The organism is Pseudomonas sp. 22082 (assembly GCF_052046055.1).
Classification (GTDB): Bacteria; Pseudomonadota; Gammaproteobacteria; order Pseudomonadales; family Pseudomonadaceae; genus Aquipseudomonas; species Aquipseudomonas pharyngis.
Genome location: NZ_JBQEQB010000011.1, coordinates 89,781 through 105,271, shown reverse-complemented (window position 1 = coordinate 105,271; position 15,491 = coordinate 89,781). Strand labels below are relative to the sequence as shown.

Genomic DNA, 15,491 nt, shown 5'->3' with positions numbered 1-15,491 from the left:
TGAGGTAAAGTCGGGCGATGGCCTGGCGGGTCCGAAGATGCAGGCTACCGTTGTGAAACGTAGCTCCTTGATTTTCAGCATAGAGCAGGGAGCGAGCCACGGGGGCTCTGGCGTTTCACGCGAACGCACATAATAAAGGGATTCACCGCATGAGGAAATCACTACTCGCCCTGCTGTTTCTGGCCTCGGCCGGTACCGCGCACGGGCAAGTGCAACTCAAGGAAGGTTTTCCACAGCAATACACGGTGGTTTCGGGGGATACGCTCTGGGACATCTCCGGTAAATATTTGCGCGAACCCTGGCAGTGGCCGCAGCTGTGGCGGGCCAATCCGCAGATCGAAAACCCCAACCTGATCTATCCGGGCGACACGCTGACGCTCAGTTACGTCAACGGCCAGCCGCGCCTGACCGTCAATCGCGGCGAGTCACGCGGCACCATCAAGCTGTCACCGCGCATCCGCACCAGTCCGGTGGCCGAGGCGATTCCGAGCATTCCGCTCAAATCGATCAACAGCTTTCTGCTGAGCAACCGCATCGTCGACAAGGTCGAGGACTTCGACAAGGCGCCGTACATCGTCGCCGGCGATGCTGAACGGGTGCTCAGCGGCACCGGTGACCGGATCTTCGCCCGTGGCCATTTCGATCCGAACCAGCCGGTCTACGGCATCTTCCGCCAGGGCAAGGTCTACACCGATCCGCAGAGCAAGGAGTTTCTGGGGATCAACGCCGACGACATCGGCGGTGGTGAAATTGTCGCCACCGAAGGCGACGTCGCCACCCTCGCCCTGCAACGCACGACCCAGGAAGTGCGCCTCGGCGACCGCTTGTTCAGCGGCGAAGAGCGTTCGATCAACTCGACCTTCATGCCCAGCGCGCCCTCCACCGACATCAACGGCCTGATCATCGATGTGCCGCGCGGCGTTACCCAGATCGGCGCGATGGACGTGGTGACCCTGAACAAAGGCAAACGCGACGGTCTGGCCGAAGGCAACGTGCTGGTGGTGATGAAAACCGGGGAAACCGTGCGCGACCGGATCACCGGCCAGCCGCTGAAAATCCCGGATGAACGTGCCGGATTGCTGATGGTGTTCCGCACTTACGACAAGCTCAGTTACGGCCTCGTGCTGAACGCATCGCGCTCGCTCGCGGTGCTGGACAAGGTGCGAAATCCTTAGCTGGCTTCACAAGTTACCAACAGAGTTATCCACAGCTTGTTCCGAAAGGTTCGGGCCTTATAACGATCAAGGATGATCCATGATGATGCCTGTCTCTCAGTCGGTTTCCCCAGCGGAACTGGAAGCGCGCCTGCGCCTGCACCGGTTGCCGGAAATCGGCCCCAAGCGTTTCACCAAACTGCTCGAAGCATTCGGCTGCGCCTCGAAGGCGATCAGCGCACCGGCCAGCGCCTGGCGCTCGCTGGGTCTGCCGGCGGCTTGTGCCGAAGCCCGACGCTGTCCTGAAGTTCGCGACGGCGCCAGCCACGCATTGCGCTGGCTAGAGCGTCCGGATCAACATTTACTGATGTGGGACCAAGCGGATTACCCGGCCTTGCTGGCGCAGATTCCTGACCCTCCGCCCCTGCTGTTCGTCGCTGGCGACCCGCAGATTCTGGAAAAACCGCAACTGGCGATGGTCGGCAGTCGCCGCGCATCCCGCCCGGGCATGGACACTGCCGCTGCGTTTTCCCGCAGTCTCGCGGGGGCCGGATTTGTCATCACCAGTGGCCTGGCGCTGGGCATCGATGCGGCGGCGCATCAAGCCGCTGTGGATGTCGGTGGGCAAACGGTCGGCGTGCTCGGTACCGGCCTGGAAAACTTTTATCCACAGCGCAACCGTCGGCTGGCGGACGCGATGATTGCGTCTGGCAGTGCGGTGCTTTCGGAATTTCCTCTGGACACCGGGCCGACGGCGAGCAACTTCCCGAGACGCAACCGCATCATCAGCGGCTTGTCCCTCGGCGTGCTGGTGGTCGAGGCCAGTGTCGCCAGCGGTTCCTTGATCACCGCACGGCTGGCGGCGGAACAGGGGCGCGAGGTGTACGCCATTCCGGGTTCGATCCATCACCCCGGCGCTCGGGGCTGTCATCAACTGATACGTGACGGAGCCGTGTTGGTGGAAACCATCGAGCATATTCTCGAAGCCCTGCGCGGCTGGCAGCAGTTGCCGCTGTCCGCCTCGGCGCCGGATCCCGATCATCCTCTACTGGATCTGTTGCACGCCGCACCGCACACCAGCGAGGGTCTGGCCGACAGCAGTGGCTGGGCGTTGCCCAAAGTGCTGGCGGCATTGACCGAACTGGAGATGGATGGCCGCGCCGTGTGCGAAAACGGCCGCTGGTTTGCGCGCGTAAGCTAGGTTTTACATTGAAGATCGGTAAACTGCGCGAAACCTGTTTGCGGAGAGTTTTTCATGGTCAACAGTTGGCGTGTGCAACAAGCCGCACGAGAGGTTCGCGCCGGGGCGGTGATTGCCTATCCAACCGAAGCCGTCTGGGGGCTGGGGTGCGATCCTTGGAATGAAGAAGCGGTGGATCGCCTGCTGGCGATCAAGAACCGTTCGGTGGACAAGGGCTTGATCCTCGTCGCCGACAACATTCGTCAGTTCGATTTTCTGTTCGAGGATTTCCCGCAGGACTGGATCGACCGCATGGCCAGCACCTGGCCGGGCCCGAACACCTGGCTGGTGCCGCATCAGAACCTGTTGCCGGAGTGGGTGACCGGGGTGCATGACACCGTGGCGCTGCGGGTCAGCGATCATCCGCAGGTGCGGGATCTGTGCTCGCTGGTAGGGCCGTTGATTTCGACGTCGGCCAATCCGCAGGGGCGGCCGGCAGCGCGCACGCGCTTGCGGGTCGAGCAGTATTTCCGTGGTCAGGTCGATCTGGTGCTTGGCGGAGCGCTTGGCGGTCGCAAGAATCCGAGTCTGATTCGGGATCTGGCCACCGGCAAGATCGTGCGCCCGGCCTGATATCACCCTTGGTTGATTCTGTGAGTACTCCTCGGCTTCCATGGCGAGGAGTACTACGCGCGCCTACGATTTTTCCTTCATATGGCTGAAGTTACAGCCCGGTTTTTGCTTTGAATTTCTCCTTTCTACGTCAGATGAATCTTTAAGTATTCAATTGTTGTAATTTTTCCGACGTTATTCTCAGAAGCCACACAGTGGCGATTTTTCTAAAACCATTCATTATTTCAATGCGCTCAGAAAACTTCGAAAAGTTAACGGCTGCGGAGAAGAAATGGATATCAGGAATTCGCAATTAACGGATTATCTGCAGGAGATTCAGACGACCTTTAAAAGGCGTCATGAAAACTATCGCATCGTTATTCTTGAAGCAGGATCAGACACACGAGAGTTTGAACGGTTTGTTTCCCGTCATTTTCGATTGCGATTGCAACACTACATGTTGACACCCAGAGCCAGGTCACTTGAAACACGCCTGGCGATTATTTCGCGCAGTACCCACTTTCTGTTGTATCAGCACGACAGGCCCACGGCCGTATTGAGAGTGACCCCTGCGCCGTTCGAATGGGCCTCACTGGCGCAGCAGCAACTGTCTCCCGCCACGACGCTGTCGCGCCATGTCGAGTTCAGTCGCTTGATCAGTCACTCGCAAACTCAGTTCCCCCTGTCGATCAACAGCCTGCTGGCGGCTGCCACGGAATGGGCGGTCACGCGGGGTTATGAGGGCGTTACCGCGCTGTGCCGATCACCGCAGCGGCGACTGTTCCAGCGCTTCGGCCTGACGCCCATCACCACCGACGCCCTTCGCATCGAACAGCGCCAACGCGGCGATTACTGGCTGCTCTCGGCTCAATGGCAGCAAATCCTCACAGCACTTCAACAGTCTGCCCACCTGCTCGCCAACCCATTGGAGACCCCCGTTGATGAATACGCCTCTCAGTTTTGAACAACAATTAAGCCTGCTCGATGAGCGAATCGAAAAGTCATGGACCGATATTCTGGAAAGTTCGCGGCTGGTGAAAGCCATCCGTGAGGGCAGCGTTTCCAAAGCCTTGTACGCGATCTATATGATTCAGACTTTTCACTACACGGCGCACAATGCGCGAAATCAAGGATTGGTCGGTGTCCGACATGCGGATAATCCGGTGTATGCCAAGTTCTGTTTTGAACATGCGGCACAAGAAGTCGGCCATGAAAAAATGGCACTGCACGATGTCATGAGTCTTGGTTTGAAGAATGAAGTGTTTGATATTCCGCCTGCACTTCCGGCCACTGATGTGCTGATCGCTTATTTATATTGGATCTCCTTTACCGGTAACCCGTTACAACGGCTTGGTTATAGTTATTGGGCAGAAAATGCCTACCAGTTCATTACTCCGCTCATCGATAGCCTGAGTGAAACACTGTCGCTAAAACCCGCTCAACTTACATTCTTCATTGCACATTCCGACATTGATATCGAGCACTTCAACGAAATCAAACTGATGCTGCAGCGCACCTGCAAGCGTCAGGAGGACTGGGATGCGATAGCCACTGTGATGGAAACCAGCCTGCGTCTGACCGGCAACATGCTCGAGGCGGTTTATGAGCAGTTCGAGGCCTGGCAAAACGGGCTGGCGCCCCGTTATGAATTCCTCCACGCCCTGGCCAACCAATGAAGGCCGCCCGCCGATGTTCCGATCAGATGGCTGGAGGCAGACATGGCTGATTATTTCGACCGGCTCAACTACACGCTTGGGGACGAGGACACCGCGCTTGAATACGCGATCCTGCCCAGACATGCCGGGCACGTGCTGGGTATCGCCGGATGTGGCGGCCGGTTGTTGCCGTTGCTGGCGGCTGCCCCTTCACGCATGACCTGTACCGACATCAGTGCGCCGCAACTGGCGTTCACCCGATTGCGTTTTGCCCTGCTGGAACAGACCGATCACGAGTCGTTCATGGCGTTCATGGGCTATCGAACGGAAGGCCTGAGGTCGAAACGCCGATCCATTTTCCAGCAACTGGTTTTACCGCCGGAGGATCGTCGCTGGTTGTCCGGGTTGTTCCAGGCCCGGCACTGGGAAGCGCCGATTTACATGGGCGCATTCGAGCAGACCCTGAAGCGGTTGGCGAAGATCACCGGACTGTTTACCGGCAAGGCCGGCCGGGGCATTTTTCAGTTCAGTCAGCTTGACGAACAAACGGAATATTACCGAAACCGCTTTCCGCTCAAGCGCTGGAAAGCCGTGATCGCGTTGCTGGGAAACGCAGCAGTCCTCAATTCGCTGCTGTACAAGGGCGCGTTTCCACCCAACAACCTGGGGATCAGTTCCCGCGCGGCGTATCTGGAAATTTTCCATACGTTGTTCACCACTCAGGTGGTCCGAGAGAGCTTTTTCCTGCAAATGCTGTTTTTTGGTGAGCTGCGTTATCCACAAGGCTTTCCGCTGGAGTGTGATCCGGCAATTTTCCAGCAGGCCCGTGAGGGGCTTCGGCAGTGCGAGTTACGCGTGGTGCAGGCTGACATCCTCGACTGTGCTGCCGGGGAAACCGCCATCGATTTCGTATCGCTGTCGGACGTGCCTTCCTTCATGCCCGAAGTGGCCGGCAAGAACGTTTTGCTGCGCCTGGCACCGGTCCTTTCGGAAAATGCACAGGTGGTCATGCGGGGGCATTTGCATGTAGTGCGGCCTGATTGCGCAGGCTTCTGCGATATCACCCACCAGTACCAGGCAGACATTGCACGAGAAAGAACCCAGCTTTGGCATGTCCAGGTCTATCGCCGCTCTCCCTCTTCGCAGGTATCCCGATGAACACCTTTCAACCGACCGTCAATTGGGTCAAAAACCGTGTCCGGCAAGCGCGTGACGATCAGCAGCAGCTGTTCGATGCAGGGCTGAATGGCCTGAAGCTGGCTAAACGTGAAGGCAAAGAGATCGAACTCGAAAGCGGCGAGCGGCTGACCGAGTTTCTCTCGTGTTCTTATCTGGGGCTGGAGTGTGATCCTCGCTTGATTCAGGGGGCGATGCACTCCGTCGAGTCCTTCGGCGTGCAATTCGCCGCCGCACGGACCCGAGCGCTGTTGCCACCCATGCGTGAGCTGGATGAACTGCTGAACCGGATATTTCAGGGGCATTCAGTCACCTTCAACTCGGTGGGCAGTGCACATCTTGGCTGTCTGCCGCTGCTTGGCTCCGGTGAGATGCCCTCCTATCCCATGCGTCGTGGCCCGTGCTGGATTGTCGACCGTGCCGCTCATGCTTCGATGCAAGTGCTGCAAGGCATTCTCTGGCAATTCGGCCCGATACAGCGCCGCGATTGCAGCGATGTAGAGCAGGTCGAAGAAGCGTGTTCAACGGCAGTCGCGGCGGGTAATACGCCCATCATCCTGACCGACAGCATTGGCTCGATGCGCGGTGTTTACCCGATCAATCGCCTGTTGCAACTGGCGGAGCGTTTCGACGGTTATCTCTATGCGGATGACGCCCACGGTACCTCGATCCATGGCGTGGCCGGAGGTGGTTACGCGCTGGACGCGGCAGATGAACGACACCGCGGCCGACTGATCCTCCTGTCATCGCTGTCCAAGGCGTTCGGCGCAACCGGTGGGGCAATCACTGTGCGTACCGAAGCCGATGCCGAGATGATTCGGCGCCATGCATCGACCTATACGTTTGGCGGACCATTATCCGTTGGCGGGGTGGGCGCGGCAGTCGCTTCGGGGAACGTTCATTTGTCGCCGGAGCTGGGTCATTTGCAGGTAGCGCTGTGGCGAAACATCGCCACGGTCGACAGGTTGCTGGGGCCAGTGCTGGGCAATCATCACGTCGCGTCTCCCATTCGTTTTATCCGTGTCGGGGCCGAGAGAGATGCGATAAGCCTGGCGCAGCATTTGCGCCGGCAGGGCATGGCGGTCACCACCGCGGTGTTTCCGGTGGTGGCCAAGGGCGAGGCCATTTTGCGTCTGGCCATCAGCGCGAGCCACAGTCAGCTCCAGTTGGAGTCTCTGGCGAACGCTGTCCGTAGCGGATTCGATGAGTTGGGCATTCGTCAGGGAGGGCGCGGCAATGAGCAATGAACCGATCACCGATGTTTTGGCCGAGGCGTTTGCGAATAAATTGGCTCACGCACGCTCACTGTCGTGGTTCCGTGCGCTGTATCCGCGAATCCTGGAAGTGCGGGGATTGGCCGATCTCCATCGATTGCCGGTTCTGGCGGTGGAAGACGAGTCCGGCGGCGTATTGTTTTCCACCCTCGGTGAAGCCTCCCATCGAGCACCGGGCGGCGGGCTGACCCTGACCTCGGGAGGCAGCACCGGCAATCGCAAACAGATCACCCATTCCTGGGCGTTCAACGCTGCAATCGTGCCTTTGGGGGCACGGATGTTCGGTGCGACGGACGAACGCCCCGAGGTGGTCGTCAACTGCCTGACAGCCGGGGAAATGCAGGGTGCCTTTCAATACGCGGCAGCTATCGTCCAGCACATTGGCGCACGCCTGCTGCCTGCCGGTTCACAGGTGGGCGTGCAGCGCGTTGCCGAGCTTATTGAGGCACACAAGGCTGATGCGTTGATATGCACTCCCTCCTTCGCCGCCGCGTTGTTCAATCATGAGAAAGTCGGCGCTGTGCAATTGTGCAGCCTGAAGTGGCTTTACTACATTGGAGAACCTTGCAGTCAAACGCTGCGCGACCAGTTGGCCCGGGACTGGCCGATGCTGAAGATCCGCTCGCTGGGCTACAGCTCGACGGAGACCGGTCCCATCGGTTTTCAGTGTGCCCATCTGGAGCACGGTTTTTTTCACCTGCATGCGGACGCCATGCTGCTCGAGGTGGTTGATTCTCTGACCCTGCAAGCTGTAACTGAAGGGGAAGCCGGTGAGTTTCTGCTGACGCCATTGCTTCCTGATCATGTGCCGTTGTTGCGTTACCGGATCGGCGATCGTGGGCGAATCCTGCGCACAGTGACGAAGTGCGACTGTGGCAGTTCCATGCCGGTACTGGCGCTTGAGGGGCGGGTGGAAACATCGATCAAACTGGGGGGCGCGATCATCACTCAGTCACAGGTGTTGCACGTACTCCGACAGCTTTTGCCGCAGCTGCAGAACACCGATGTCCAGGTGCAGATTGATCGACAGCCCGAGGGGGCACGCATGCGTCTGGTCATAGCCGAGGACGCACTGACAGCCAACACACAGAGCGTCATTGAAGATGCGTTGCAAGTCGAAGGACAGGCCAGTGCATTGCTCAGGCTGCCGGGCGTTTTGGGGTTGGAGGTGAAGCGTCTTGCCCGTCAGGAATTCGAAACTACCCTGGCCGGCAAGACGCCGTTTTTCGTGACGACGGAAAAGACCCCGGTACCGTCATGAAGATGCGCCGAGGTCATTGGTGGTCAGGGCAGCAGGACAGTGGAGCCCGTGGTGCGCCGTGACGAAAGCTCGGTCTGCGCTTTCGCCGCATCAGCCAGTGGATAACGCTGGCTGATATCCACTTTCAGCTTGCCGCTGGTGATCATCCCGAACAGCTCGTCGGCCATGCGCTGCAGGTTTTCGGCGTTATTGGCGTAGGTCGCCAGGGTCGGACGGGTGACGTACAGCGAACCTTTCGCCGCCAGAATCCCCAGGTTCACCCCGTCCACCGCGCCCGACGCATTGCCGAAGCTCACCAGCAAGCCACGGGGCGCCACGCTGTCCAGCGAAGCCGGCCAGGTGTCCTTGCCAACGCCGTCGTAGACCACCGGGACTTTTTTCCCATCGGTCAATTCCAGCACTCGTTGGGCGACGTTTTCGTGGCTGTAATCGATGGTTTCCCAGGCGCCATGGGCCTTGGCCAGATCGGCTTTGGCTTTCGAGCTGACGGTGCCGATCAGCTTCACGCCCAAGGCCTTGGCCCATTGACAGGCGAGCAAACCGACGCCGCCGGCCGCTGCGTGAAACAGAATGGTTTCGCCACCCTTGAGTTCGTAGGTCTGGCGCAGCAGGTACTGCACGGTCAGGCCCTTGAGCATCACTCCGGCGGCGGTTTCGAAGCTGATGGCGTCCGGCAGTTGCACCACATTCGCTTCCGGCAGAACGTGAACGTCGCTGTACGCGCCCAACGGGCCGCTGCCGTACGCCACACGGTCACCGACCTTGAACCGGGTGACCTCGCTGCCCACGGCCTCGACAATGCCGGCGCCCTCCGCACCCACGCCCGACGGCAAGGCCGGTGGCGCGTAAAGACCGCTGCGGTAGTAGGTGTCGATGAAGTTCAGGCCGATGGCCTTGTTGCTCACGCGAACCTGCTGCGGACCGGGTTCGGCCGGTTGATAGTCAACGTACTCGAGCACTTCGGGGCCGCCGTGGGCGCGGAACTGGATTCGCTTGGCCATCTGCCTACTCCTTGGGTCATTTGGGAAGGTCCCTATCGAACGCTCATGCTTGATCTTCGTCAACTGCGGCGTGCTGGTTTGCGATGGTATGCTACGCGCCCATTTGCGCGGGGCGCCGCGCAGTTCCGCCCGATCCAAGGTGAAGCCATGACGACCCGCACCGACGCCGTAAAGGCCTATCTGCTCGACCTGCAAGACCGCATCTGCGCCGCGCTGGAGACCGAAGACGGTGGCACGCGCTTCGTCGAAGACGCATGGACCCGTCCGGCCGGCGGTGGCGGTCGGACCCGGGTGATCGAGAATGGCACGGTGATCGAAAAGGGCGGCGTCAACTTTTCCCACGTCTTCGGCAGTGGCCTGCCACCGTCCGCCAGTGCCCATCGGCCGGAGCTGGCCGGGCGTGGCTTCGAAGCCCTCGGCGTGTCGCTGGTGATCCACCCGCACAATCCGCATGTACCGACGTCCCACGCCAACGTGCGCTTTTTCATTGCCGAGAAGGAAGGTGAAGAACCGGTCTGGTGGTTCGGCGGTGGCTTCGACCTGACCCCGTACTACGGCAACGAAGAAGACTGCATCCACTGGCACCGCGTCGCCGAGCAGGCCTGCGCGCCGTTCGGCCCGGACGTCTACCCGCGCTACAAGGCCTGGTGCGACACCTACTTCCACATCAAGCATCGCCACGAACCGCGCGGTATCGGCGGGTTGTTCTTCGATGACCTGAACGAGTGGGACTTCGACACCAGTTTCGCCTTCATGCGCGCCATCGGCGATGCGTACATCGACGCTTACCTGCCAATCGTGCAACGGCGCAAGAACGACGCCTTCACCGCCAAACAGCGCGAGTTCCAGGAATTCCGCCGTGGCCGCTACGTCGAATTCAACCTGGTTTACGACCGTGGCACCCTGTTCGGCCTGCAATCGGGCGGGCGCACCGAGTCGATCCTGATGTCGCTGCCACCGCAAGTGCGCTGGGCCTACGACTGGAAAGCCGAGCCGGGCAGCGAAGAAGCGCGCCTGACCGAGTACTTCCTGCAAGACCGCGACTGGCTGGCTCAGGCCTGAGGACTTCTGATGGATCGTTACGTTGTTTTCGGTAACCCGGTTGGTCACAGCAAGTCGCCGATGATTCACAAACTGTTCGCCGAACAGACCGGGCAGCGTCTCGACTACAGCACCCTGCTGGCGCCGCTCGAGGACTTTTCCGGCTGCGCCACGGCGTTTTTCCAGGAAGGTCGCGGCGCCAACGTGACCGTGCCGTTCAAGGAAGACGCCTATCGCCTGGCCGACAGCCTGACTGCCCGCGCCAAACGCGCGGGTGCGGTGAATACTTTGAGCAAGCTCGACGACGGCAGCCTGCTCGGCGATAACACCGACGGCGCCGGGCTGGTGCGCGATCTGACGGTCAACGCCGGGTTCAGCCTCGCCGGCAAACGCATTCTGCTGCTCGGCGCCGGTGGCGCGGTGCGCGGTGCGCTGGAGCCGTTGCTGGCGGAGAAACCAGCCTCGGTGATCATCGCCAATCGCACGGTGGACAAGGCCGAGCTACTGGCCGAACTGTTCTGCGACCTGGGGCCGGTGTCGGCCAGTGGTTACGACTGGTTGCGTGAGCCGGTGGACGTGATCATCAACGCCACGTCCGCCAGCCTCACCGGCGATGTGCCGCCGATTGCCCCAAGCCTGATCGAGCCCGGCAAGACCCTGTGCTACGACATGATGTACGGCAAGGAACCGACCGTGTTCTGCCGCTGGGCCAGCGAGCATGGCGCGGGCGTGGTGATGGACGGGTTGGGCATGTTGGCCGAACAGGCTGCCGAAGCCTTTTTCGTGTGGCGCGGCGTACGTCCGGACACTGCGCCGGTCCTGACGGAATTGCGTCGGCAGTTGGCGCAGTAACCCCTGTAGGAGCGAGCCTGCTCGCGATGACGTCGCCAGATCCAGCATCAATCTGACAGACAGATCGCCATCGCGAGCAAGCTCGCTCCAGCAATGGGTTCTTCTTCAATCTTCAAAGCGGATCGGACATTTCTCCGGCCCTTCGAGTTTGCGCAACTCCTCCACCACCTGCGGTCGCGCCTGACGCAAGGTCAGGCTGCGATCCTGGCGCAGCAGGCGCCGGGCTTCCTGATGGAGCATTTCCACGCCGGAATAGTCGATGAAGTTGATCTGCTGCGCCTCGATCACCACTCGCGCGCCGTGCATGCGTTGCAGGCGCACTTGCAGATAGTGGCTGGCGCCGAAGAAGATCGAGCCGCCGACCCGCAGTACATCATCTTCGCCATCACGCCAGTGCTGCACTCTCGGCTGCGAGGTGCGCTTGAGGTAGAAAAACAGCGAGGCGAGCACGCCGGCATAGATTGCCGTCTGCAATTCCAGCAGCAACGTGGCAATGCAGGTCAGGCCCATCACCACGAATTCCGCCCGGCTGACCCGCAGCAGCGCACGAATGCCGCGATGATCCACCAGTCCCCAGGCGATCAGCAGAATGCTGCCGGCCATGGCCGGGATCGGAATATGCGCGATCAGCCCCGCACCGAATATCGCGAACAACGCCACCCACACCGCCGAAAACACCCCGGCCAGTGGCGAACACGCCCCGGCCTCATAGCTCAGCCCGGAACGGGTGAACGAGCCGGCGGACAACGATCCCGAAAAGAACGCCCCGACAATGTTCGAAAGCCCTTGCGCGCGGACTTCCTGATTGGCATCGAGCAGCTGTTGCGAGCGCGCGGAAATCGAACGGGCAATCGACAGGCTGGTGACCAGCCCGAGCATGCCCACCGCCACGGCGCTGGGCAGCAGGCGCAGAATCAGGTCCATATCCAGCGGCAATCCACTGAACGGCGGCAGGCGCCCGACAAACGCGCTGACCAACTGAACGTGGCCGAACATCGCCGGCCACAGCCACACCGCCAGACTGCCGAGCACCAAGGTCATCAACAGCGTCGGCCAGCGTGGCAGCCATTGTTTGAGCAGCGCACCGACCACCACCGTGGCTACACCAAGGATCAGCGACGGTTTATCCACAGCCCCGAGATGGCGCAGCAGATCCATCAGGCTGGCCAGCGCCGTGGCCTTGGCTGGTAGATCCAGCCCCAGCAGGTTCGGCAATTGACCGATGGCAATCACCACCGCCGCGCCGAGGGTGAAGCCCAGCACCACGGAATGCGAGACGAAATTCACCAGCGCGCCGAAGCGCAGCAGGCCGAGCAACCACTGGAAAATCCCGGCGAGGAAGGTCAGCAGCAGGATCAGGGTGATGTAGTCCTGTGATGCAGGCACCGCCAGTGGGCTGACACTGGCGAACAGCACAATCGAAATGGCCGCTGTCGGGCCGCAGATCAGATGCCACGACGAGCCCCACAGGCAGGCGATCAATACCGGAACGATCGCGGCGTAAAGCCCGTATTCCGGTGGGAGACCGGCGATCAGGGCGTAGGCAATCGACTGGGGCAACGCGAGAATCGCCCCGCTGAGGCCGACGACCAGATCCCGCCCGACGCTGGCGCGGGTCTGCCGGGGCAGCCAGGTCAGGAAGGGGAAAAGTGAGCGACGGCTGGGGAGGGCCATGGATCCTCTCGGGTGAAATTTTGCGCATTGTACGCAGCCCTGGACGCGGAGCGTCCATTGCGGCATTCCCACGCAGAGCGTGGGAACGATCGGCCCGCGCAGTTACAGTTTGGCTTTAACAGCCGCCAACGCATCTTTGCCATCCACCGTCTTCACACCATCAAGCCACTTGTCCAACACCGCCGGATTCGCCTTGATCCAGGCCTTCGCCGCCTCCGCATTGCTGACTTTCTTGTTCACCACCTCGGCCATGATGCTGTTCTCCATCTCTTGAGTGAACGCAAGATTGGTCAGCAATTTACCCACATTCGGACAGGCCTCGGCGTAGCCCTTGCGGGTCAGGGTGTAGACGCTACCCGTGTCGCCGAAGTACTTCTCGCCGCCCTTGAGGTAATGCATTTTCAGCTGCACGTTCATCGGGTGCGGGGTCCAGCCGAGGAAAGTGACGAATTTCTGTTTCTTCACCGCCCGCGAGACTTCAGCCAGCATCGCCTGTTCGCTGGACTCGATCAGCTTCCACTGGCCCAGGTCGAAGTCGTTTTTCTTGATGATCTCTTGCAGCGAGATGTTCGCTGGCGCGCCGGAGCCGATGCCGTAAATCTTCTTCTCGAATTTATCGGCGTACTTATTCAGGTCGGCAAAGCTATGCACACCCGCGTCCCACACGTAATCCGGCACGGCCAGGGTGAATTCGGTGCCGTCGAGGTTCTTCGCCAATTGGGTGACGTCACCGGTGGCGACGAATTTGTCGTAGAAACCCTGCTGCGCCGGCATCCAGTTGCCGAGGAACACGTCGACCTGGCCATCCTTCAAGCCGCCGAAGGTGATCGGCACCGCGAGGGTGTCGACCTTGGCCTTGTAGCCCATGCCATCCAGCAGAAACCCGGTGATGGCATTGGTCGCGGCGATGTCGCTCCAGCCGGGGTCGGCCATTTTCACCGTGTCGCAGCTCTCGGCGAACGCGGATGCGCTGCCCAGTGCCAGCAGGCTGACCGTCAGGACTGTGGATAACTTGACCATGGACTTCCCCTTAACGTTATTGGTTTTGGCAGGGTTGTGGATAACGGGCCTTGCGCTCCAGGTCATCGAGGTCGATGTGGTTGCGCATGTATTGCTGACTGGCGTCTACCAGCGGCTGGTGATCCCAGCTCTTCAGCTTGCCGATCGTCAGCGCCTCGGCGACGAAACGCCGACGGCGCTGGCTTTCGAGGACTTCGCGGTGGATTGCCGGGATGTCCCACCTGGCCCGCGCTTCGGCCAGAAAATCGTCGAACAGCTGGCGATGTTGTGGCGATTGGCTGAGTTCTTCCTGCTCGCGTGGATCGTTATCCACATCGAAGAGTAGGCAAGGGTCGGTTTCGCTGTAGATGAATTTGAAGGCGCCACGGCGGATCATCATCAGCGGGCTGACGGTGCCTTCGGCCATGTATTCGCCGAACACTTCGTCGTGACCGCCCTGCCCTTGCAGGTGCGGAACCAGCGAACGGCCGTCCAGCGGCAGGTCAGGCTCCAGGCTGCCGCCGGCCAGTTCGACGAAGGTCGGCAACAGATCGGCGGTGGACACCGCGGCGCTGACACGGCCTGATTGGAACTGGCCAGGTGCACTTATCAACAGGGGCACTCGCGCGGCCATTTCGTACCAGTGCATTTTGTACCAGAGGCCCTTCTCTCCCAGCATGTCGCCATGGTCACCGGAGAACACGATGACGGTGTCGTCCGTCAGCCCACAATCCTCGAGGGTTTGCAGGAGTTTGCCGACGTTGGCGTCGATATAACTGCATGCACCGAAGTACGCGCGGCGTGCGTCGCGGATTTTATCCACAGGCAGCGGCTTGTCCCACAGATCGTAGACCTTGAGCAAACGCTGGGAGTGCGGATCGAGTGAATGCTGATCCGGCGTCGTCGGAAGCGGGATATCCGCATCGTCGTACAAATCCCAGAACGCCTTGGGAATCGTGTACGGATCGTGAGGGTGAGTCATCGACACGGTCAGGCAGAACGGCTGGTCGCCGTCCTCGCGAATATGGTCGAACAGGTATTGCTGAGCCTTGAACACCACTTCTTCGTCGAAGTCGAGCTGGTTGGTGCGCACACACGGCCCGGCCTGCAACACCGACGACATGTTGTGATACCAGCTCGGCCGCACATCAGGCTCGTCCCAGTTCACCGCCCAGCCGTAGTCGGCCGGATAGATGTCGCTGGTCAGGCGTTCTTCGTAACCGTGCAGTTGATCGGGGCCGCAGAAATGCATCTTGCCCGACAGCGCGGTGCGATAGCCGAGGCGGCGCAGGTAATGCGCGTAGGTGGGAATGTCGGCGGGGAAATCGGCGGCGTTGTCGTAGGCGCCGATCTTGCTCGGCAACTGGCCACTGACCAGGGTGAAACGCGACGGCGCACACAGCGGGCTGTTGCAATACGCGGCATCGAACACCACGCCTTGTTCGGCGAGGCGGCTGAGATTCGGCAGTTTGATTGGCGACGGGCCGTAGAACGGCAACATTGGCGCGGCCATTTGATCGGCCATGATGAAAAGAATGTTCTTGCGCTTCATGTGATCGCGGCATTCCATAGTGAATATTTATGCGACATTGCTGCGATCGAGCATGGATTC

General features: G+C 60.4%; 14 protein-coding genes. 10 read left to right on the top strand and 4 right to left on the bottom strand.

Annotated features, from left to right (window positions below):
- Positions 1 to 149 precede the first annotated feature (149 nt).
- The 8 genes from ACTJK9_RS15040 (at position 150) to ACTJK9_RS15005 (ending at position 8,312) form a co-directional block, all read left to right on the top strand.
- Positions 150 to 1,175 carry a LysM peptidoglycan-binding domain-containing protein gene (locus tag ACTJK9_RS15040; protein ID WP_440814637.1) on the top strand — a complete coding sequence of 342 codons (1,026 nt, stop codon included), beginning with the start codon at positions 150 to 152 and terminating at the stop codon, positions 1,173 to 1,175.
- A gap of 79 nt (positions 1,176 to 1,254) precedes the next feature.
- Positions 1,255 to 2,355, top strand: a complete 1,101-nt coding sequence (gene dprA / locus ACTJK9_RS15035) for a DNA-processing protein DprA (RefSeq protein ID WP_440814635.1) — start codon at positions 1,255 to 1,257, stop codon at positions 2,353 to 2,355.
- 54 nt (positions 2,356 to 2,409) lie between these two features.
- Positions 2,410 to 2,967, top strand: coding sequence for an L-threonylcarbamoyladenylate synthase (locus ACTJK9_RS15030; protein WP_085612492.1), 558 nt, complete (start codon positions 2,410 to 2,412; stop codon positions 2,965 to 2,967).
- A gap of 271 nt (positions 2,968 to 3,238) precedes the next feature.
- Positions 3,239 to 3,910 (top strand): hypothetical protein, encoded by a 672-nt coding sequence (locus ACTJK9_RS15025; protein ID WP_085612493.1) that lies wholly within the window; start codon positions 3,239 to 3,241, stop codon positions 3,908 to 3,910.
- Positions 3,888 to 4,622 carry an iron-containing redox enzyme family protein gene (locus tag ACTJK9_RS15020; protein ID WP_085612494.1) on the top strand — a complete coding sequence of 245 codons (735 nt, stop codon included), beginning with the start codon at positions 3,888 to 3,890 and terminating at the stop codon, positions 4,620 to 4,622. Before ACTJK9_RS15025 ends, ACTJK9_RS15020 begins: the two co-directional genes overlap by 23 nt.
- 42 nt (positions 4,623 to 4,664) lie before the next feature.
- A complete protein-coding gene (locus tag ACTJK9_RS15015) occupies positions 4,665 to 5,759 on the top strand; it encodes a DUF3419 family protein (protein WP_221398402.1) in 1,095 nt (364 codons plus the stop codon).
- Positions 5,756 to 7,024 (top strand): aminotransferase class I/II-fold pyridoxal phosphate-dependent enzyme, encoded by a 1,269-nt coding sequence (locus ACTJK9_RS15010; protein WP_085612496.1) that lies wholly within the window; start codon positions 5,756 to 5,758, stop codon positions 7,022 to 7,024. The genes ACTJK9_RS15015 and ACTJK9_RS15010 overlap by 4 nt, the downstream gene beginning before the upstream one ends.
- Positions 7,014 to 8,312: a phenylacetate--CoA ligase family protein gene (locus tag ACTJK9_RS15005; RefSeq protein ID WP_440814629.1), complete on the top strand. Its 1,299-nt coding sequence runs from the start codon at positions 7,014 to 7,016 to the stop codon at positions 8,310 to 8,312. The genes ACTJK9_RS15010 and ACTJK9_RS15005 overlap by 11 nt, the downstream gene beginning before the upstream one ends.
- Before the next feature lie 23 nt (positions 8,313 to 8,335).
- Here ACTJK9_RS15005 and ACTJK9_RS15000 read toward each other — a convergent pair whose 3' ends face one another.
- On the bottom strand, positions 8,336 to 9,313 hold the full coding sequence (locus ACTJK9_RS15000) for an NADPH:quinone reductase (protein WP_221398404.1): 978 nt from the start codon (positions 9,311 to 9,313) through the stop codon (positions 8,336 to 8,338).
- A gap of 147 nt (positions 9,314 to 9,460) precedes the next feature.
- Here ACTJK9_RS15000 and hemF point away from each other — a divergent pair, with 147 nt between their 5' ends.
- Positions 9,461 to 10,375, top strand: coding sequence for an oxygen-dependent coproporphyrinogen oxidase (gene hemF / locus ACTJK9_RS14995; protein WP_007954079.1), 915 nt, complete (start codon positions 9,461 to 9,463; stop codon positions 10,373 to 10,375).
- Positions 10,376 to 10,384: 9 nt separating this feature from the next.
- Positions 10,385 to 11,206 (top strand): shikimate dehydrogenase, encoded by an 822-nt coding sequence (aroE, locus tag ACTJK9_RS14990; protein ID WP_085612499.1) that lies wholly within the window; start codon positions 10,385 to 10,387, stop codon positions 11,204 to 11,206.
- Between the two features lie 105 nt (positions 11,207 to 11,311).
- Here aroE and ACTJK9_RS14985 read toward each other — a convergent pair whose 3' ends face one another.
- The 3 genes from ACTJK9_RS14985 to betC all read right to left on the bottom strand — a co-directional run bounded on the left by ACTJK9_RS14985 (position 11,312) and on the right by betC (position 15,431).
- Positions 11,312 to 12,880: a SulP family inorganic anion transporter gene (locus ACTJK9_RS14985; RefSeq protein ID WP_440814627.1), complete on the bottom strand. Its 1,569-nt coding sequence runs from the start codon at positions 12,878 to 12,880 to the stop codon at positions 11,312 to 11,314.
- 102 nt (positions 12,881 to 12,982) lie between these two features.
- Positions 12,983 to 13,900 carry a choline ABC transporter substrate-binding protein gene (gene choX / locus ACTJK9_RS14980; RefSeq protein WP_085612501.1) on the bottom strand — a complete coding sequence of 306 codons (918 nt, stop codon included), beginning with the start codon at positions 13,898 to 13,900 and terminating at the stop codon, positions 12,983 to 12,985.
- A 16-nt stretch (positions 13,901 to 13,916) separates the two neighbouring features.
- Positions 13,917 to 15,431, bottom strand: coding sequence for a choline-sulfatase (gene betC, locus ACTJK9_RS14975; RefSeq protein WP_221398405.1), 1,515 nt, complete (start codon positions 15,429 to 15,431; stop codon positions 13,917 to 13,919).
- Between the last annotated feature and the right edge of the window lie 60 nt (positions 15,432 to 15,491).

Bases quoted from the DNA above. Each gene is read 5' to 3' on its own strand.
- ACTJK9_RS15015 (WP_221398402.1), top strand. From the start codon at position 4,665: ATGGCTGATTATTTCGACCGGCTCAACTACACGCTTGGGGACGAGGAC.
- ACTJK9_RS14985 (WP_440814627.1), bottom strand. From the start codon at position 12,880: ATGGCCCTCCCCAGCCGTCGCTCACTTTTCCCCTTCCTGACCTGGCTG.
- choX (WP_085612501.1), bottom strand. From the start codon at position 13,900: ATGGTCAAGTTATCCACAGTCCTGACGGTCAGCCTGCTGGCACTGGGC.
- aroE (WP_085612499.1), top strand. From the start codon at position 10,385: ATGGATCGTTACGTTGTTTTCGGTAACCCGGTTGGTCACAGCAAGTCG.
- betC (WP_221398405.1), bottom strand. From the start codon at position 15,431: ATGAAGCGCAAGAACATTCTTTTCATCATGGCCGATCAAATGGCCGCG.
- ACTJK9_RS15040 (WP_440814637.1), top strand. From the start codon at position 150: ATGAGGAAATCACTACTCGCCCTGCTGTTTCTGGCCTCGGCCGGTACC.
- dprA (WP_440814635.1), top strand. From the start codon at position 1,255: ATGATGATGCCTGTCTCTCAGTCGGTTTCCCCAGCGGAACTGGAAGCG.
- ACTJK9_RS15020 (WP_085612494.1), top strand. From the start codon at position 3,888: ATGAATACGCCTCTCAGTTTTGAACAACAATTAAGCCTGCTCGATGAG.
- ACTJK9_RS15010 (WP_085612496.1), top strand. From the start codon at position 5,756: ATGAACACCTTTCAACCGACCGTCAATTGGGTCAAAAACCGTGTCCGG.
- ACTJK9_RS15000 (WP_221398404.1), bottom strand. From the start codon at position 9,313: ATGGCCAAGCGAATCCAGTTCCGCGCCCACGGCGGCCCCGAAGTGCTC.
- ACTJK9_RS15025 (WP_085612493.1), top strand. From the start codon at position 3,239: ATGGATATCAGGAATTCGCAATTAACGGATTATCTGCAGGAGATTCAG.
- ACTJK9_RS15005 (WP_440814629.1), top strand. From the start codon at position 7,014: ATGAGCAATGAACCGATCACCGATGTTTTGGCCGAGGCGTTTGCGAAT.
- hemF (WP_007954079.1), top strand. From the start codon at position 9,461: ATGACGACCCGCACCGACGCCGTAAAGGCCTATCTGCTCGACCTGCAA.
- ACTJK9_RS15030 (WP_085612492.1), top strand. From the start codon at position 2,410: ATGGTCAACAGTTGGCGTGTGCAACAAGCCGCACGAGAGGTTCGCGCC.